Origin of the sequence: Helicobacter canis (genome assembly GCF_008693005.1) — a bacterium.
GTDB lineage: Bacteria > Campylobacterota > Campylobacteria > Campylobacterales > Helicobacteraceae > Helicobacter_B > Helicobacter_B canis.
The window spans coordinates 89,075-106,557 of sequence record NZ_VXKE01000014.1; the positions used below are offsets into that span (position 1 = coordinate 89,075).

Below are 17,483 nucleotides of genomic sequence, written 5' to 3' on the forward strand. Positions count from 1 at the left end.
CGTGTTTTTCCATAAAATGCGCGTTTTACTTCCAAATGCTAAGACAGATTCCGGATTAGCTCAGCGGTAGAGTAGGCGGCTGTTAACCGCTTGGTCGCAGGTTCGAATCCTGCATCCGGAGCCACTTCTTCCTATCTTTTACACTCTATACTAGATTCTACTTCAAGGACATTGATGAAAACTCCACATATTGTATTTCTAGGTGCTGGGTATGCGACTCTCTCTTGTATCGCTAGCTTGCCAAAGTCCATTTACAACTCTGCTAAATGGACGCTTATCACAAAAGACTCTACACATTATGAGAGTGTCTTGCTACACGAAGTGGCAAGCGGCTATAAAGATAGAGAGATTTTACATAAGCTACAAGATATTCTCCCAAAAGACATAGAAATCGTGCAAGATTGTGTGCGCACAATCAATGCTTCTAGCAAGCAAATTATCTGCGAGTGTGGCACATATAGCTATGATGTGCTGATCCTTGGGCTAGGCTTTGCTAGCGATAGCTTTGGCATAAGTGGTGTGAGCGAGTATGCCCTGCCACTTACTAACTACCACCAAGCCAAAGCAATCCACGCTAAGATAGAGGCAAATCTCCAAGCCTATACGCGCACTAGTGATGCGCGGTATTTGCGCTTTGTGGTGTGCGGTGGGGGGTTTAGCGGGTGTGAGCTTGTGGCAACTCTTTCCCAAGAGATTCCAAAGCAAGCAAAAAAACTAGGCATACAACAGCCCATAGAATGCGTGTGTATAGAAGCCTTAGATAATGTGCTGCCGATGTTCTCACCCACTCTAGCGCAAAAGGGGCGAAAATATTTAGAGAAGCTAGGGGTGAAAGTGCTTAGTGCTAGCAAAATCCTAAGCGTGCTAGAAAATGGCGTGCAAATCGCGTGCGCAAATGAGCAGCAGGGTCCCCAAACCACGCTTATAGAGTCTTTTTGCACAATATGGACAGCAGGAGTGCAAGGCAGCCTAGTCATTGCTAATTCTTTTGGCACGCCAAAATCAAAGCTTGTAATCACCCCCTATCTCCACCCAAAATCCCTAGAATCTAGCGACTCTAATGCCGCTAAAGATTCTAGCGCGGATATGGAGCTAGAATCTATCTTTGTGCTTGGGGATTGCTCCGCACTGCTAGATGAGAAAACGCAGCGATTCTACCCCCCAACCGCCCAGCTAGCCCAGCAGCAAGGGATTTATCTAGCAAGTATTTTGGCTACATATCTACAACAATACGCTGCCAAAGACTCTGCTAAAGTGGATTCTAGCGCACCAATCCCGCCATTTTCCTACAAGCCGCAGGGCACGATCTGCTCTCTAGGACATAGCTATGGCGTGGGCGAAGTCTCTGGGCGCGAAGTCTCTGGGCTTATCGCCATAGCCATAAAGCGTGCCATAGAGTGGCGATGGCGTAGAAAAATCAAGGCAGGCAAATCGCGCTAGATTCTAGCTAGGCTCAATCTAAGCAAGTTAAGTCTCTTAAACTAGAATCCAAGTGCTAGCTTTAGATAGTAGCTTCTCCCGGGCTCATAGATTCTACTAGTAGGAGCTAGCTCGCCCACCATCACCCCAGCTTTAGAGAGATGATAGCTATAAAGCGCGTTGGTTAGATTCTCCACCCCGCAAAGCAGGCTAAAATTCTTACGCTTATAGCCACCATAAATGCTTAAAGTAGCAAAGCCCAAGCTTGCTCCAAAGTCCTTGCCAATCACATTGCCATAGTCTTTGGCATAGCGGCTTTGCGCGGCATTAGCAAACATATCCGCACGCACTAGAAACCCCCTATGCTCAAGCCACAAAGACACCTGCGCTTGCAGTGGGGCTACTTGGGGCAGTGGCGAGCCTGCTAGTAACCCGGATCTTGTCGTTAGATTCTGCCCATAGGTGTAGGCAAGCGAGCCAGAGATATAAACAAGCCCAAAAGCCCCATACTTTGCCTCAAGCTCTGCACCTGCAAGCAGTGCGTCGGTATTAAACGCACTTGTAGTGTTGCTTGCATAGTGTAGGGCGATATAGTCCCACATATACGCGCCATATAAAGATGCTTGCAAGGAGAGATTCTCTCTCTTATACGCAGTAGCAGCATCTAGCTGGAGATTGCTCTCTTTCTCCAAGCCCATACCACCTGTTTTGCTCCGCTCCCAAAAGTCTGGGCTTCTCTGTGCTAAGCCAAGCCCTATAAAATACGAAAACCCACCCCTTTCATACTGATAGCGCGCAAAGCCGCTGCCTAGGTGATTGCTGCTAGATTCTGCGCTGCTAGCTTTATGCGCGCTAGCATAGTCATATCTCGCGCCAAAATACACACTAGAAGCAGAATCTAGCTGCGCATAAGAGCCTTGCATAAAGATAGAGGCATAGTTGAAGTGGAAGTTTGGCTTATAGGCTTGAGATAGGAAGGCATTTGCCGCACTGGCAGAAGGCTGCTTGCCAGAAGTGCGCATTTGATGATCATCATAGGCATAGCTTGCGCCTAGATAGAGCGTGAGTGCTTGGCTGGGGTAGAGTGTGAGCTCGGCGCGGGCGTTGGCATTGGTGCGCTTTGGGTTATTGAGCTGATAGTCTCCGCTAGCTTGTCTATGAGAGAAATTATCCATAATGTGATCAACTTCGTGCCAAGAAGCGCGCAAATCAAGCTGCCTTACAATCTCGCTTTGAAACTGCTGCTGCGCCTTTAGGCTAAAGGATAAGCGATCAAATGTGCGTGCGTCCATTTGCCTATCTTGGTAGGAGGAAAACCCCCTGCCTATGTCCATATCAAGCTCTATGCCTGTGTATTTGGTGGGCGTGAGTGTGGCGATTAGGCTTGCGGACTCACGCTTGTAGGCAGAGTGCGTGGCACTCCCACCGCTAAAGCTAGCACTCCCTGTGCGATAGTCCCCGCTCTCATAATGGCTTGCAATCGCGCGCAAAGAGCCGTATTTACCCCCAGCTAGCACGCTTGCGTGCAAATCTAGGCGATCAAAGCTCCCTGCTAGCATACTTGTATCTGCTTGTAAGGTGTTATGATCTAGCATTGTAATATCGCGCATAAACACCGCTCCACCGCTTATGAGCGAGCCCCAGCGCACATCTTGGGGACCTTTGATTAGTAGGATATGGTCGTAATTTTCTGGGAAAATGTAGGTTGCACTTGTGTCCATTCTCCCCCCGCAAGCACCTTGTAGATTGCCCCCATCAAGCAGGATCGGCACGCGCGAAGCTCCTTGAGAGCGGAAGAGCACTTCAGCCCCTAAGCCACCTTTGCGCACCATAGAAAAGCCCGGCACATACAAAAGCGACTTTGCTATATCACCAGAGTGCAGCAGGGCATCTTTGGCTGCTAGGATCTGCTCACTTTGCACAGGTGTGCGCGTGGCAGTGGTATAGACAGGGGGCAGCGACTTAGGGCTAGAATCTAGGCTAGATTCTAGCTTGGACTCTGGGCTAGAATCTAACTCTTGCGCGCTAGATTCTACACTGCTGACATTAGCAGCTTGGCTAGCATTTGTGGCAAAGGGCAGGAGTGCGAGCATTGCAAGGAGTGTTTGGAGACGCATAGAGTGCCTTAGATTCTCATTTTGCAGGCATTATACTAGCAAATCTCTTGCAAAAGTCTTTTTCACATTGGCTTCATAGAAATACTGCTATAATGCGCCCCTACTTGCGAAATAAGGAGCATTTATGCCACTACTAGATAGCTTTAAGGTCGATCATACCATTATGCCAGCCCCTGCGGTGCGCCTTGCTAAAACTATGCAAACGCCAAAGGGCGATGTGATCTCTGTCTTTGACCTGCGCTTTTGCGTGCCAAATGAAGACATTCTTAGTGAAAAGGGTATCCACACGCTAGAGCATCTCTTCGCCGGATTTATGCGTGATCATCTCAATGGCAAAAATGCCGAGATCATCGATATTTCACCGATGGGCTGCAGGACGGGGTTTTATATGAGCGTCATTGGAGAGCCTTGTAGCTATGATGTGTTAGAAGCGTGGGAGGCGAGTATGCGCGATATTTTGCGCGTGGATACAATCCCTGAGGCAAACAAATACCAATGCGGCACCTATGCTATGCACTCACTCAAAGAAGCGCAAGAAATCGCCATAAAAGTGCTTGACAAAGGCATAGGCGTGATGGATACACAAAAGCTCTTGCTCAAAGAGTTTGCCTAAGCTAAGGCTATGATAGCGCGATTGAGTGTGGGCTGCTTGTGTGCGCTTGCGCTATGTAGCTGCTCAAAGCCCTATGCAGATGAGAAAGTTAGCGAGTCTATCGCGCTTGCAAGCTCCTTTAGCAAGCAGCTAGATTCTAGCCTAGAATCTACGCGTGATACAGATACGCCTAGCACATTTGCGCAATCACTGCTTACACTTATTGATGATGAGAGCTTGCGCGCACTGCTTGATATGGCTCTAGCTAATAATACCAATATCCTTACACTCACTTCCCAAATCGCCCAAGCCAGAGAAGCCCTAGGGCTAGCAAGTGCCAATATGCTCCCAAAGCTCTCTATCAATATGGGCTACAACTACAGCTCGGGCAATTACAACCGCTACCAAATCAACATCAACCAAAACACCCTAAACGCTAATCTCTCGCTATCGTGGGAGCTCGATCTCTTTGGCAAGCTTAATATGCTAAGAAAATCCAAGAAATACGACTACCTAGCCACGCTCTCTAATCTCTCCGTAGCGCAGGTAAGTCTCATTGGCGAAGTGGCGAGTAATTATTATGCCTATAAGCGCATTACCAACGCAGCGCGCTTGCAAGAGCAAATGCTTAATAATTATGGCAGGATTTTAGACACCTTGCGCCATAAGCACGATTTGGGGCTTATTGACATTACCATACTAAGCGATACAATCGCCGCGCTAAATGCTGCTAAAAGCGCGCATAGCTCCCTACTCCTTGAGCAAGAAAAGATGAAAAACGCCCTAATAGTCCTGCTAAACACCAGCGACACTCAAGCACTTACACTACTACTAAATGGCAGTGAGCTAGAATCTAAAGCCCAAAGACTAGAATCTAGCCTAGATTCTAGTCTCCCTAGCATAAAGCTCCCTAGCATAAATGCCCTGCCTAAAGATATTTTGCTCTCCCGCGATGATGTGCGCGCTAGTATTGCTAGCCTAAATGCGCAAGTAATGCTAAAAAACTCCAAAAAAGCCGCGCTTTTCCCATCACTAAGTCTTGGTGGAAACTTAGGGCAGATCCTCTTCTCTTCACGCGGGGTTGGGGACTTGATTTGGAGTATCACTGGCTCGCTTGCCTCCCCGCTTATCAACCGCTCCGCCCTAACCAAAGACTATAAAATCCAAAAAGAGAGCGTAAAGCAGGCATTCTACGCGCTAGAATCCACCCTGCGCACAGCACTTGGCGAGATAGAAAACGCCATCACAGAAGTCAATACCGCGCAAAGCTCCTTGCAGGCAAAAGAGCAAGTGCTCTCCACTTCACAAGAAGTGTGGCTTGCTGCGCGCACGCGCTATGAGCTAGGGCTACTTGATGAGTCAAGCTATCTTACAAGCTATAATGCACTCTTAAGTGCGCGCCAAAGTGTCGATGAAGCGCGCTTTGCTAGGCTCTCTTCTGTGATTGTGCTCTATAAAGCCCTAGGCGGCAAGCTAGCAGTGGAGCACCAAGCCAAGCGCACAAAAGAGCGCACGCTAGATTCTAGTAACAATCTCTTAAAGGGGTAGCTATGTCTAAGCTGTTTTCTCATCTAGTCGTGCTTATCGCACTTGCGCTACTTGTGGGCTGTGCTAGCAAGCCGCCAAGCTGGTTTCTCTCCACCAAGCAAGGGGCTAAATTCTATGGTGTGGGCAGTGGGGGAAGCTTTGAGAGTGCTAAGCAAGCTGCCATTGATGACCTAGCCCAAAGTGTGCAAACCCAAGTGCGCTCCTCCACGCATATCCACAACACCCAGCATAATGACAAGCTCACAACCAAGCTCTCCCAGCATATAGAGCTAGATTCTAGCGCGCTCTCCTTGCCTAATCTCCAAGTGAGCAACAAAGCTTACAAGCAAGGCACATACTATGTCCAAGTAGGCATTAGCAAAGAGCAGCTACTAGCACCACTTAAGCAGGATTTGCAAGCTATCTTATCTCGCGCAAAGCCCATCATCGCCACTGCTCCTAGCTGCATTACGCTAAGGGATTTTGGCGCGCTAGAATCTAGCTTGAAGCAAGCTAGCAAGCTAGCCCAGATTCTAGATGCCCTGCAAGCTCCCTTGCCTAAAGACTTTCACAAGCTCTCCTCTCTCTACGACCAAGTCCAAAAGCCACTGCTCACTACCACCTATCAAGGACTCACCAAAGCCCAAGAAGCACTCTTTAGCGCGGAGATCTCCAAGCTTGCTACAAGCACTAAGGATTCTAGCACCCCGCATCTAGCCATAACCGCTAAAAAGAGAGGTCCAACCACCATAAGCCTAGAAGTAACGCTTAAAGACTGCGCGCAAAGAGTCATTTTCCAAGCGAGCATACAAGAGAGTCAAGCGAGCTATGATTATGCCCTAAAGCGCGCGGCAATAGTGCTGTATAAAAAGCTTTATGCATTTATGCAAGGCGAAGATGGCTTCCCTAAGATATAGAATCCACTTTTTACTAGCGATAATGCTATGTCTGGCGGCTCTAAATACGCGCGCAGATAGTGCAAAGACGCAAGATCCACTAGAATCTAAAGTCTTGCTACTTATGGACTACCACAAAGCGCGTCCAAGCAATGTGCAGGAGTTTGTGATGAGTGAGAAGCTTGATGGCGTGCGCGCTCTGTGGAATGGCAAGCAGCTTCTAACGCGCAATGGCAGGGTGATCAAAGCACCTGCTTGCTTTACTAAGCATTTTCCGCCCTTTGCGCTTGATGGGGAGCTGTGGATAGGCAGGGGGGAGTTTGAGAAGGCATTAGCCCTTGTGCAAAAAGACTGCACGCACTGCCCTTGTGGCGGAGACAGAGAAGCTTTAGATTCTAGTCGGGAGGATTCTAGCTGGGGGAGGGCAAGGTATTATGTCTTTGATGTGCCAATGTGTGGCGCACTAGAATCTAAAGCCCCTAAACCACAAGATCAAGCCCACAAAGCAAGCAAGCAGGCAGCGCAGGGCGCAAAGGGTGCGCACTGCACACTTTTTGAGCGGCTTAAGGTGCTAGAATCTTACCTTGCAAGCGCACCGACAATGCCTATTTCTCTCATCAAGCACGAGCCAATCGCAAGCGAAAAGCAGCTATTCAAACGCTTGCAAGAGCTAAGTGAGCAGGGCGCAGAAGGGCTTGTCTTGCGCAAGGTTGCAGCACCTTATGAGCGCACAAGATCGCCCAATGCCCTAAAGCTTAAAACTTATAGCGATGCAGAGTGCAAAGTAGTAGCCCACAACGCAGGCAAGGGCAAATATGCAGGCAAGCTAGGCTCGCTTACTTGCGAGCAAGAGACCACCACCAAAGGCGTAGCAGGGCTAATGCGCTTTAAAATCGGCAGCGGCTTTAGTGATACAGAGCGTCAAAGCCCGCCACCACTAGGCTCTATCATCACCTACAAATTCTATGGCACGACTAAAAATGGCTTCCCGCGCTTTGCTGTGTTTCATAGAATCTACCAAAATCCTTGAAGTGTAAAATCCCTGAAGAGTAGGATAGGCTATGCGCGAGATTGTGCTAATCAACTCCACTATTTCTAAAGAAATCCCCACGCTTTGTGTGAGTGAGATCCACTATCTCCCTATCTATGATGCCTTGCTAGAGTCTAATATCCCGCCCCACGCGATAAAAGAGCACATTGATGCACTTGTTTTTACCTCCAAGCACGGCATTAGCGCGCTTATGTGTGAGATGGAGAGATATAGCGAGCTTGGGGCATTCTTAGAAATCCCTGTGCTTGCCATTGGGGCTGGGTGTGAGCGCGTGCTAGAGAGTGCAGGCTTTTGCATAGAGTTTATCTCTAGCAGCTCACACGGAGAGAGCTTTGCTAGGGAGATTATCGCGCGCGCTTGTGGGCGCAGGCTACTCTACTTGCGCGCACAAAGCATTGTCTCAAACCTTGACCTAGCACTTAGGCAAGCCCAAATCCCCCTAACGCAAATCATCGCCTATGCCAATACCCCAAAGTCTCTACCCTACTCGCAAAAGCCCGCCCCACGCTCTGTGCTAATCTTTAGTGCGCCAAGCAACTACCACGCCTTTGTGCAAAACTTTGGCTGGGATTCTAGCTATATCGCCATAGCAATCGGGCAGACGACCTTGCGTGCGTTTGCTCCTAGCGTGCAAGGCTATGTAAGCCCAAAGCAAACACTAGAAGCCTGTATCAAGCTAGCTAAAGAGCTTGCTAGAGTCTAGCTAGATTCTACCTCCTAGCACACTTACGCTAGTCTTAAAGCAAAGTTTAATACATAGCTTTATATAATGCAGGCTTATTTCACTTTAAGGGGTTCCTATGAAAGGTCTTTTCTCAAAATTGGCGATTGTAGCGGCGGTAGCAGTGCTTTTTAGCGCGTGTGGTGATGATAAAAAAGCAGAAGAAGCTGCGCCACAAGCAGTAGAAGAGCAAGCAACGACTCAAGCTCCTGTTGATCAAAACACTGAAGCAGCAGCTCCAGAAGCAAATGCTGAAGCTAGCGAGCAAGCTCCAGAGGCTAATGCAGGGGCAAACACTGAAGCTGCTCAAGCTCCTGCTGATCAAAACGCTGATGAAGCTGCGCAAGCAGGCACTGAAGAAGGCGAGCAAGCTCCTAAAACAGAAGAAGCTAAATAGCTTTCCTACATATCTCCGCGCTCGCGGAGATTTCTTACACTCTATCCCTATCCACACACTATAATCAATGTATCTTATGCGATTGTTATTACTAGCCCTTTATCTATGCTGTGCTGCGTGCTTGGCAGATGAGCTAGAATCTAAAGCAATACCGCCCAAGAAGCCACATAAGCTAGAATCTAAAAAGCTAGATTCTAGTGTGCAGGTGGATTGCCGCGCGGAGAATAACGCTTGCAATGATAAAAGGCTAGATTCTAGCTATAATCTAGCTTTGCCCCGCGCACAAGCACTGCTTTTGCTTGATTATGAAAATGACGCAAACTTCGATAGCAGGGTGGATAAATACTACACTGCTGGCGTGCGGCTAGGCTTTATCTCTAAAGAATCTAGCGCGCTTAGGTTTTTACGCTTTGCTAGCTTGCAGCAATTTTTTAAGCCTAGCGCGCTGCATACAAGCTTTGGGCTAGCTATCAAGCAAGAAATGTATGCGCCAAAGGATAGATTCTCCCCTGTCCCGCCTGAAGATGACCACCCTTATGGTGGGTATTTGGGCGTGAGTTTGAGTAGCTTTGTGCGCAGTGCATATATATTTGAGAGCTTAGGGCTTGATATTGGGCTTGTGGGCAGAGCGAGCGGGGCTAAAGAAGTGCAAGATCTAATCCACGATCTAACCAACAACGCCCATCTTGCAGGCTGGGGGACCCAGCTGCGCAATGAGTTTATCCTAAATGCGCATTGGGGCTTAAGTGCAAGTATCCCACAGATTCTAGAGCGCACTGCCCATAGCCTAGATCTAATGCCGCAATTCGCCCTAAGCCTAGGAAATGCCAGAATCCACTCTCAAGTAAGCCTGCTAGCGCGCTTTGGCTACCGCCTTAGCCCAAACACTGCGCCAATGCATCTAAATAGCGGCTTTGTAGGCGCGCCTTATGTGGGCAGTGGCTTTAGCATATATGGCTTTGTGGGCGCAGGTGCGCGCGTGGTGGGGCGCAATATATTTCTGCAAGGCAATACCTTTGCCCCGCATTTTGCAAGCAGCCATAGCATTAGCACAAATCCCTTTATGCTTGAGTTTGTCTGGGGTGGGGCGGTGCATTATAAGCGATTCCAAATTGTGTATAGCGTGGTGCATAGGAGCAAGGAGTTTGCTACACAAGATGGCTTCCATAGCTTTGGACTCATCTCTCTAGGGGGTAGAATCTAGCCCCTAGACTTAGGGTAGGGGGTGTTATTGATTTTGTTATACAATTTTAGCTTTTTAAGGAGTGTGTATGCGAGTGTGTTTATTGCTATGTGGGCTTAGCTTAGGCTTTGTGCAAGCGGCGTTACTGCCAGCAGATCTTATCGATACTCCAAGCCAAGCCCCTATGCAAGAGTCCAAAGAGCCAAGCGAGCCAGCAAAGCAAGATAGAGATAGCACCACCAAATCACAAGCCATTAGCTTTGAGCAAGCATACGCCCTGCTTTTAGAAACAAGCCAAGCCATAAAGGCACAGAGTCTAAACACTGATCGCGCCAAGAAGCTAGCCCTAGGTGCGAAGCTTAGCTTTCTCCCAGAGATCAATGCAAGCGTGTTCTACACACATTTAGATAGAAAGATCCAAGAGCAGCTCCCTATGGACACAAGCTCTATCCCCCCAGCCTTGTCCCAGCAGTTCGCGCCTTTACTTAGCGCGCTTAATCAGCCAATCGTCTTGCTTGATCAAAATATCATCATAGGCGCACTTACAATGATCTACCCACTCTACACAGGCGGAGCTAGAATCCAAGGTGCAAAAATCGCTGCCATCGCCCATAAAGATGCCAAAGAAGCCCTAAGGCTTAAAAAGCTAGCAAGCTTTGAAGAGCTAGCAAGTGTGTATTATGGCGCGGTGCTAGCAGAGAATCTTGCCCAAGTGCTTGCCCAGAGTGAGCAAGCTAGCAAGGAGCATTATGCCAATGCCAAAGCGTTAGAAAAAAGCGGGCAAATCGCACGCGTAGAAGTGCTAGCCGCACAAGTAGCGCACGATAAGAATCTAAACGCCCTGCGTCAAGCGCAAAATGCCGCGACAATCGCCAAGCTTACGCTAGATTCTGCGCTCTCAAGCCAGAATCTAGCTCCTATGGATACCCTAGCCCTAATCCAAAAGCCCCTGCCACCAGAATCTAGCTTTGTGCAAAAGACACTTGCTAGCTACCCCGCACTAACTTCACTTGATCTCAAAGTGCAAGGTGCAAAAGAGGCTAAAACTCTAGCGTTAGCTCCATTCCTTCCACAGGTGGTGGGCTTTGGCGCAGTGTATGCAAATAACGCCAACCACGCGCTCATTATGCGCGCAATCCCTACTTGGCACATCGGCATCGCAGCAAATCTCTCGCTCATCACCCCAAAAGCTAGAGTCCAGCACTACCAAGCTGCCAAGCTCACCCAGCTTGAGCTACAAGCCCTAGCCGAGCAAGCACGCAAGGACATCACCTTGCTTGTGCAAAAGACCTACAAAGAAGCCATATATGCTAAAGAAGAATACAACAGCAGAAGCTCTTCGATCGATCTAGCCAAAGAGAATCTAAAACTCCAGCAAAATGCTTTCAAGCAAGGGCTTGCTACAAGCGTGCAAGTAGTCGATGCGCAAAATGCCCTGCAAAATGCGCTCATTGAGCAGCAAACTTCCGCATATAAGGCGATTGTCGCGCTTGCTAGGCTTTTTGCCTTGAGTGATGATATTGAGAGTTTTTATGCATATAAGTAGTAGCTTTGCAAAATCTTCGCTGATGTGCTAAGGCTAAATTTGATAAAGGAGAGTGAATGAAGAAGTATATTGAAATTGGCTTTGTCGCCGCACTTGCACTTGTGCTTCTCATCTGGCTTGCTATAAGCTTCTACAAAGCTTATACACCCAAGCCCCAGCTAATCCAAGGGCAAATCCAAGCCAAGCAATATAGCGTAAGCTCCAAGCTTGCTGGGCGTGTGGGGTCAATCCTTGTCAAAAAGGGCGATAAAGTCAAAAAGGGCGACTTAGTCTTCACTATCGATTCTCCAGAAGTGCAAGCAAAGCTAGAGCAAGCAAAGGCAGGCTATGAAGCGGCTAAAGCCTTATCCCAAGAGACCAACAAAGGTGCTAGAGTGGAGACAATCATCTCTGCAAGAGATATTTACAATAGTGCAAAAGCTATGCGTGAGCTGACAGAAAAGACCTACACCCGCATCGAAGATTTGTATAAAAATGGCGTAGTAAGCTTGCAAAGGCGCGATGAAGCCTACACTGCCTACCAAAATGCCAAATACTCCGAAAACACCGCCTTGCAGCAGTATAAAATCGCCCTAGATGGCGCGAGCCACGAGACCAAAGTTGCCGCTAAGCAAAAGGAGCTTGCCGCAGCAGGGCAGCTAGATGAGGTGCAAGCCTATATCCACGATATGCAAGCCTATGCCCCAGCAGATGCAGAAGTGAGCAATATTCTCTTAAGTGAAGGTGAGCTAAGTCCTACGGGATTCCCTGTTGTTTTGCTTGTGGATAATAGCCAAGCGTGGCTAAATCTTAGCGTTACAGAAGAGTATCTTCCGCGCTTTAGCGTGGGGAGTGAGTTTAGCGCGTTTGTGCCAGCTCTGCAAAAAGATGTGCGCTTTAAGGTGCGCTATGTGTCAGCATTAGGCGACTTTGCCACTTGGAGGGCGACTTCTAACTCTAAGGGCTATGATTTGCGTAGCTTTGAGATAGAAGCGCAGCCTTTAGAGCATATTGGGGAGTTCCGCATAGGATATAGCGCGATTGTGCGCCTAGAGCCCAACTAGAATCCACTATGCAAGCTTATTTCTTTAAAAAACTGCGGCAGTTTTGGCTCTACTTATCGCGCCATATTGTGCTTTTGCTTATCTATGTGCTTTTGCCCTTGCTTTTAGCGTGGTTTATCTATGCGGTATTTATGGCTTCACTACCAAGAGATCTTGCCATAGGGGTGGTGGATTTTGACAAGAGCCCTGCAAGCAAGGAAGCTCTTTTTATGATTGACTCTTCTGCTGTGGTGCGCATTGAGCGCGTTTATCCAAGTGTGCAAGCTGCTAAGCAAGATCTCGCCACTAATGCGATCTATGCTCTTGTGGTAATCCCACATTCTTATGAAGCTAGTCTCAAACGCTCCATCAATGCGCAAATCACGCTCTACTACAATGCGCAATTTGTGCTTATAGGCAAGTCCATTGCCAGCGCGCTTATGCAAGTAGTAGGCACACTTAATGCCAAGCAATGGAGCGTAAAAAACTTAGTCAAAGATGAGAATCTAGAGCTTGCCATTGGCAAGTCTATGCCCATTTTTTCACAAATTATCCCCCTTTATAATGCAAGCAGCAACTATGCGCAGTTTATGCTAACACTTTTGCTCCCTTGTATGCTGCAAATTCTAAGTGCGCTAGCAATGCTGCACTTGCTCAAAAATCGCCCCACAAGTGTATCTAGCGTGCTTGTGCGCTATGGGTTTAATACGCTTGTGTTTGGATTCTGGGGGGTGTGTATGCTAACGCTCTTGCAGAATCTAGGCTATGAGCTTAGGGGGAGCAATTTTCTGCTGATTGTAGGGACTACGCTACTTGTAGCCTGTGTGAATGCAGTGGTAGTCTTTGTGCAATCAATCTTGCTTGATATGAAAAAGGCTCTTGGCTTTATGGCGATCTATACTGCACCTTCTCTAGCCTTTGCTGGGGTTACTTACCCGCAAGCTTCGATGAATTTTTTCGCGCTGTTTTGGAGCAAATTTCTGCCCATATCCTACTATATGGAGCTTTATATCCAGCAGGCTAATTATGGCGGGAGTGTTGGCTTTGGGCTTGGGATTATGGGGGAGATGTTGTGGTTTTTGCTTTTTCTAGCACTTGGGGTGCTGATTTATCATCTGCGACTATTCTCTTCTAGCCCTCTTGCGAAGAATCTCCCCCAAGCCCTGCGCAAAAGGAGCGCGCTATGAGCTTTTTAGCCATTGTCGCACAAGAGTATAAAGCGATTTTTAGCAATAAGCTTGTGGTGATGGTTGTGGTCATCGGCTCGCTTGTGTATGGACTACTTTATCCTATGCCTTATATGAACGACATTGTCCGCAAGCAGCGACTTGTCATCATCGATGAAGATTCTAGCGCGCTCTCAAAGCGGCTCATTTTTCTTATAAGTGCTACAAGAGAGATCGCTCTAGTGCGTGAAGTAGGCTCAATAGAAGCGGCAAAAGATCTTATTGAAAGCTTTGAAGCAGATGGTGCGATCTATATCCCAAGGGGCTTTGAAGCAAGCGCGAAAAAGGGCATTGGCAGTGTGGTGTCCTATATGGGTAATGCCTCCTACTTCCTTGTGTATGGCGCGATAGCAGAGGGCGTGCATAAGGCGATTGATACCCTAAGCGATGAGCTGCGCAAAGAACGCGACCCAAATTTGCTTGATACAGAGCTTGTAAGCTTGCAGGCAATCCCTTTATACAATCCAAGCCTAGGCTATATCAATTATGCTCTAGCTGCGGTGCTAGTTTTTATCTTACATCAAACTGCCATAGCAGGGAGTGGAATCCTAAGCGCGTATCAAAACAGAATGCGCGCCCGTGCCATCGCGCTAAAGGATCTCCAAGCCTTGAAGCATTATAGTAATGATGTGAGTGCGTGGAAGCTTGTAAGTGCTAGAATCTTAGCGTTTATGGGGATTTACTGCGTGCTATTTGGCTTGTATTTTGGCGTGCTTTTTCCACTTTTTGGGGTGAGCCACATTGCTAGCTTGAGTGATTTTTGGTGCTTTGCGGTGGCATTTATCGCAAGCTGCGTGGCGTGCGGCGTGCTTTTGGGAGCTAGCTTAGAAGATGAGAGCTTACCCACACAAGTGGTATTTGTCTCTTCTATGCCACTAGTGTTTATTTTGGGCTTTATTTGGCCAAGTGAGCTGCTGCCGCAGTTTTTACAAGATCTAAGCTTTGCAATCCCAGCATACCACGGCGTTAGAGGCTTTATTAGCCTAAATCAAATGGGCGCGGACTTTGCGAGTGTGACTCCGCATTTTTTAATGCTGCTAGCTTTGTTTGCGCTATGCTTTGTAGCAAGCGTAATAATTATCCACAAAAGACAGCAAAAGGCGCGCGAGATATGCTTAGCTTAGGCTTATGCTATAATCGCCTGCTTAAGACAAGGAGTTTAAGAAATGGGTGCTAGGGTATTAGATTTTAGTAGCACGAAGCTTTTTTTAGCCCCGCTTGCTGGCTATACGGACTTGCCCTTTCGGTCTGTGGTTAAACGCTTTGGCGTAGATGTTACAGTGAGTGAGATGATAAGCTCCCACGCGCTTGCATTCTCTAGTGCTAAAACGCTCAAAATGCTCCAAAAATCCCCCCTAGAGACGCCTTATAGTGTGCAAATTGCCGGCTCAAAGCAAGAGATCATAAAACGCGCCATTAGTGTCCTAAACACACAAGAAGGCATTGATATTTTGGATTTTAACTGCGGCTGCCCAGCCCCTAAAGTCGCCAATCACGGCAATGGTAGCGGGCTTTTGCAGGATTTGCCTAAGCTTGTGGAGCTTTTGCGCTTGATTAAGGAGCAGAGCACTACGCCTTATACAAGTGTCAAAGTGCGGCTAGGCTTTGATGAGAAGATCCCAGCTGAAATTGCCCACGCGCTCAATGATGCGCCTATAGATTTTGTCGTAGTCCATGGCAGGACCCGCAAAGATGGATACAAAAAGGAGAAAATCGACTACCAAGCCATCGCACAGATGAGAAAGATTCTACGCCATCCACTTATCGCCAATGGCGAGATAGACTCTGTGCAAAAGGCACAATCTGTCCTGCAAGAAACAGGCGCAAATGGCGTGATGATAGGGCGTGCCGCACTTACTAGCCCGTGGATTTTCTGGCAGATCCGCCACAATACCACCGCGCTTCCCACAATGGTGAAAAAGGACTTAGTGCTAGAGCATTTTGATGCGATGGTGGAGTTCTATGGAGAGAGGGGGGTGGTGATGTTTAGAAAGAATCTACACGCCTATGCTAAGGGGCATAATGGCGCAAGTGCCTTTCGCAATGTGGTCAATGCTCTGGTAGATCCTAGGCTAATGCGAGAGAGCATTGAAGAGTTTTTTGCCACAAGTGCGCTAGAGTGGGGGAGCGCACCACTTGTTACTCTCAATAAAAGAAGCGTGTAATGTGGCTAGATTCTAGGGAAAACGCCCAAACCCTAAAAACGCTACAAAATGAAAGAGCAAGCGTGTTTGCTAAACAAGTCGTAGGCGGCAGGATTTTTGGTGAGAAATCGGCGTTTTGCGAGCGCGTGCTAGGGCGCATACTTGGCGTATGTAAGCGCAGCACGCGCAAAGCAAGCATCGATTTATCGCAAAAAGCCAACGCCAAGCAAAAAGTAGATTCTAGTAGCACTCTAGCGCGCTTAGCTCTATGTGCGCTAGCCTTTGCCCAAGCTCTGCACGCAGCAGTAGAATCTAAAGAGCCAAAACACACGATTTTACAAAACAAGCCAGCACCTACGCTCACTCCCACTAGTGCGCCCACCACTAAGCCTGCTAGCAATGCCCAAGCCGCCCACCCGCTCCCGCCTGCCCCGCCGCCTATTGGCGATAATGCACTGGGTAAATTTGGCGCGCAAGATTCTAGCTTTTTCTACAAGCCAAGCCCTAGGGCGTGGGTGTTTGGCGATATTTTGCACCCATATATTGGCTTTGGCGTAGTGTCTGCAAGCTCTACACACACGCACAATACTCAAAGTATGAGCAAGGAAGTCGCCACCTGTCCAAACCAAAAATGCAGCGGCGATACCACAAGTGCGGAGTATGCTGGGCAGCTTAATGCAGGCTCTAGCCTAGAGCTTGGCGCGGAATATTTCTTTGACAAGTTTCATATTTTGGGGGTTAGGCTCTTTGGCGAGATGACAAACCGCAGCGGCTCGCTTGGGAGTAAAATCGCAGGCAGTGATAAGCGCGACACTAGCACCAATAATTTGCAAGAAGCGTATAATCTTTGCATACAAAATAGCAAAACTTGGAGCGAAGCAGAGAAGCAGCAAAAATGCGGAATCTTAATCCTAGGTAGCAGCACTAACCCAGACACACCAAATACCAAAGTTGAAGACTCTTTCACCTTCCAAGACACGCCAAATGCCAGCGCACTAGCCCCACAAGATGGGCGGTATTTGAGCTTTGCACTAGGGGCTGATGCGATATTTAATATCCCTGTGGATACAATTTTGCAGCGGTGGCTTGGGTTTTTGCACCAAGAGGGATTCTGGCTCTCTAGGCTTGCGTATTTTAAGGTAGGGGGATTTGTCGGCGGGGGAGCGGAGTTCGCGCGCTTCTCCCAAGGCGATCCTGACAACAAAACTTGGTATAACGAAGCTGCCGCCAAAGGCAAAGCAAGCAACGCAAGAGACGCCTTTTTCTCCGCGGGGAGTGGGGGGTTTATGCGCTTTGGGGCAAGTATATATCTCTCGCGCTTTACTCGCATAGATTTTGGCTATAAGATCTCCTACTACCCTATCGCGCAGGAGCGGTGGTATGGCTTCAATGGTGCGCATTTTGACCATACTAAATATGACCCAAACAATGGGCAATGGGGCGTAGGTGGAGTGAGAGAAGATGACCCGTGGAGCGAGAGCTTGCTTAGGCAGAAGTTTGTAAGCACTAAGGATAAGGAGTGGTTTTTGCGCTTTGCTTTAAGCTTTTAGGGGGCTGCGCACTTTTAGCAAGCCTTATGTAAGCTACTTTTGTCTATAATGCGCCCTAAAATCCGCAGCTATTGATAACTTATCTCAAGGAC

General features: G+C 48.1%; 15 protein-coding genes and 1 tRNA gene. 15 read left to right on the forward strand and 1 reads right to left on the reverse strand.

Annotated elements, in window-relative coordinates; genetic code table 11:
* The first annotated feature begins 49 nt into the window (after positions 1 to 49).
* Both F4V45_RS04885 and F4V45_RS04890 read left to right on the forward strand, forming a co-directional pair.
* Positions 50 to 124 (forward strand) — tRNA-Asn (locus F4V45_RS04885).
* 50 nt (positions 125 to 174) lie between these two features.
* On the forward strand, positions 175 to 1,440 hold the full coding sequence (locus tag F4V45_RS04890; protein ID WP_150337310.1) for an NAD(P)/FAD-dependent oxidoreductase: 1,266 nt from the start codon (positions 175 to 177) through the stop codon (positions 1,438 to 1,440).
* A 41-nt stretch (positions 1,441 to 1,481) separates the two neighbouring features.
* Here F4V45_RS04890 and F4V45_RS04895 read toward each other — a convergent pair whose 3' ends face one another.
* Positions 1,482 to 3,536, reverse strand: coding sequence for a TonB-dependent receptor plug domain-containing protein (locus F4V45_RS04895; RefSeq protein ID WP_150337311.1), 2,055 nt, complete (start codon positions 3,534 to 3,536; stop codon positions 1,482 to 1,484).
* Between the two features lie 124 nt (positions 3,537 to 3,660).
* On the opposite strand from F4V45_RS04895, the gene luxS reads away from it, so the two are divergent.
* The 13 genes from luxS (at position 3,661) to F4V45_RS04960 (ending at position 17,391) form a co-directional block, all read left to right on the forward strand.
* Entirely contained in the window at positions 3,661 to 4,149 is a 489-nt protein-coding gene (luxS, locus tag F4V45_RS04900) for an S-ribosylhomocysteine lyase (protein ID WP_023929903.1), read from the forward strand.
* A gap of 9 nt (positions 4,150 to 4,158) precedes the next feature.
* Positions 4,159 to 5,676 (forward strand): TolC family protein, encoded by a 1,518-nt coding sequence (locus F4V45_RS04905; protein ID WP_150337312.1) that lies wholly within the window; start codon positions 4,159 to 4,161, stop codon positions 5,674 to 5,676.
* Positions 5,677 to 5,678: 2 nt separating this feature from the next.
* On the forward strand, positions 5,679 to 6,572 hold the full coding sequence (locus tag F4V45_RS04910) for an LPP20 family lipoprotein (protein WP_150337313.1): 894 nt from the start codon (positions 5,679 to 5,681) through the stop codon (positions 6,570 to 6,572).
* Positions 6,553 to 7,581, forward strand: a complete 1,029-nt coding sequence (locus F4V45_RS04915; RefSeq protein ID WP_170235178.1) for a DNA ligase — start codon at positions 6,553 to 6,555, stop codon at positions 7,579 to 7,581. The genes F4V45_RS04910 and F4V45_RS04915 overlap by 20 nt, the downstream gene beginning before the upstream one ends.
* Before the next feature lie 31 nt (positions 7,582 to 7,612).
* The gene (locus tag F4V45_RS04920; protein ID WP_150337315.1) at positions 7,613 to 8,305 is read left to right on the forward strand and encodes a uroporphyrinogen-III synthase; all 693 of its coding nucleotides are present in this window, start codon (positions 7,613 to 7,615) and stop codon (positions 8,303 to 8,305) included.
* A gap of 97 nt (positions 8,306 to 8,402) precedes the next feature.
* The gene (locus F4V45_RS04925; protein WP_150337316.1) at positions 8,403 to 8,720 is read left to right on the forward strand and encodes a hypothetical protein; all 318 of its coding nucleotides are present in this window, start codon (positions 8,403 to 8,405) and stop codon (positions 8,718 to 8,720) included.
* Positions 8,721 to 8,796: 76 nt separating this feature from the next.
* The gene (locus tag F4V45_RS04930) at positions 8,797 to 9,924 is read left to right on the forward strand and encodes a lipid A deacylase LpxR family protein (protein ID WP_170235179.1); all 1,128 of its coding nucleotides are present in this window, start codon (positions 8,797 to 8,799) and stop codon (positions 9,922 to 9,924) included.
* Positions 9,925 to 9,991: 67 nt separating this feature from the next.
* Positions 9,992 to 11,449 carry a TolC family protein gene (locus tag F4V45_RS04935; RefSeq protein ID WP_150337318.1) on the forward strand — a complete coding sequence of 486 codons (1,458 nt, stop codon included), beginning with the start codon at positions 9,992 to 9,994 and terminating at the stop codon, positions 11,447 to 11,449.
* Positions 11,450 to 11,505: 56 nt separating this feature from the next.
* Complete coding sequence (locus tag F4V45_RS04940) at positions 11,506 to 12,492, forward strand: HlyD family secretion protein (RefSeq protein ID WP_023929911.1); 987 nt, start codon at positions 11,506 to 11,508, stop codon at positions 12,490 to 12,492.
* Between the two features lie 8 nt (positions 12,493 to 12,500).
* On the forward strand, positions 12,501 to 13,658 hold the full coding sequence (locus F4V45_RS04945) for an ABC transporter permease (protein WP_150337319.1): 1,158 nt from the start codon (positions 12,501 to 12,503) through the stop codon (positions 13,656 to 13,658).
* Positions 13,655 to 14,821 (forward strand): ABC transporter permease, encoded by a 1,167-nt coding sequence (locus tag F4V45_RS04950; protein WP_150337320.1) that lies wholly within the window; start codon positions 13,655 to 13,657, stop codon positions 14,819 to 14,821. Before F4V45_RS04945 ends, F4V45_RS04950 begins: the two co-directional genes overlap by 4 nt.
* Positions 14,822 to 14,863: 42 nt before the next feature.
* Positions 14,864 to 15,862, forward strand: coding sequence for a tRNA dihydrouridine synthase (locus F4V45_RS04955; RefSeq protein WP_150337321.1), 999 nt, complete (start codon positions 14,864 to 14,866; stop codon positions 15,860 to 15,862).
* The gene (locus F4V45_RS04960; protein ID WP_150337322.1) at positions 15,862 to 17,391 is read left to right on the forward strand and encodes a hypothetical protein; all 1,530 of its coding nucleotides are present in this window, start codon (positions 15,862 to 15,864) and stop codon (positions 17,389 to 17,391) included. The genes F4V45_RS04955 and F4V45_RS04960 overlap by 1 nt, the downstream gene beginning before the upstream one ends.
* Positions 17,392 to 17,483 lie beyond the last annotated feature (92 nt).

Coding starts and splice junctions, on each gene's coding strand:
- F4V45_RS04890 (WP_150337310.1), top strand. CDS start 175: ATGAAAACTCCACATATTGTATTTCTAGGTGCTGGGTATGCGACTCTC.
- F4V45_RS04895 (WP_150337311.1), bottom strand. CDS start 3,536: ATGCGTCTCCAAACACTCCTTGCAATGCTCGCACTCCTGCCCTTTGCC.
- luxS (WP_023929903.1), top strand. CDS start 3,661: ATGCCACTACTAGATAGCTTTAAGGTCGATCATACCATTATGCCAGCC.
- F4V45_RS04905 (WP_150337312.1), top strand. CDS start 4,159: ATGATAGCGCGATTGAGTGTGGGCTGCTTGTGTGCGCTTGCGCTATGT.
- F4V45_RS04910 (WP_150337313.1), top strand. CDS start 5,679: ATGTCTAAGCTGTTTTCTCATCTAGTCGTGCTTATCGCACTTGCGCTA.
- F4V45_RS04915 (WP_170235178.1), top strand. CDS start 6,553: ATGGCTTCCCTAAGATATAGAATCCACTTTTTACTAGCGATAATGCTA.
- F4V45_RS04920 (WP_150337315.1), top strand. CDS start 7,613: ATGCGCGAGATTGTGCTAATCAACTCCACTATTTCTAAAGAAATCCCC.
- F4V45_RS04925 (WP_150337316.1), top strand. CDS start 8,403: ATGAAAGGTCTTTTCTCAAAATTGGCGATTGTAGCGGCGGTAGCAGTG.
- F4V45_RS04930 (WP_170235179.1), top strand. CDS start 8,797: ATGCGATTGTTATTACTAGCCCTTTATCTATGCTGTGCTGCGTGCTTG.
- F4V45_RS04935 (WP_150337318.1), top strand. CDS start 9,992: ATGCGAGTGTGTTTATTGCTATGTGGGCTTAGCTTAGGCTTTGTGCAA.
- F4V45_RS04940 (WP_023929911.1), top strand. CDS start 11,506: ATGAAGAAGTATATTGAAATTGGCTTTGTCGCCGCACTTGCACTTGTG.
- F4V45_RS04945 (WP_150337319.1), top strand. CDS start 12,501: ATGCAAGCTTATTTCTTTAAAAAACTGCGGCAGTTTTGGCTCTACTTA.
- F4V45_RS04950 (WP_150337320.1), top strand. CDS start 13,655: ATGAGCTTTTTAGCCATTGTCGCACAAGAGTATAAAGCGATTTTTAGC.
- F4V45_RS04955 (WP_150337321.1), top strand. CDS start 14,864: ATGGGTGCTAGGGTATTAGATTTTAGTAGCACGAAGCTTTTTTTAGCC.
- F4V45_RS04960 (WP_150337322.1), top strand. CDS start 15,862: ATGTGGCTAGATTCTAGGGAAAACGCCCAAACCCTAAAAACGCTACAA.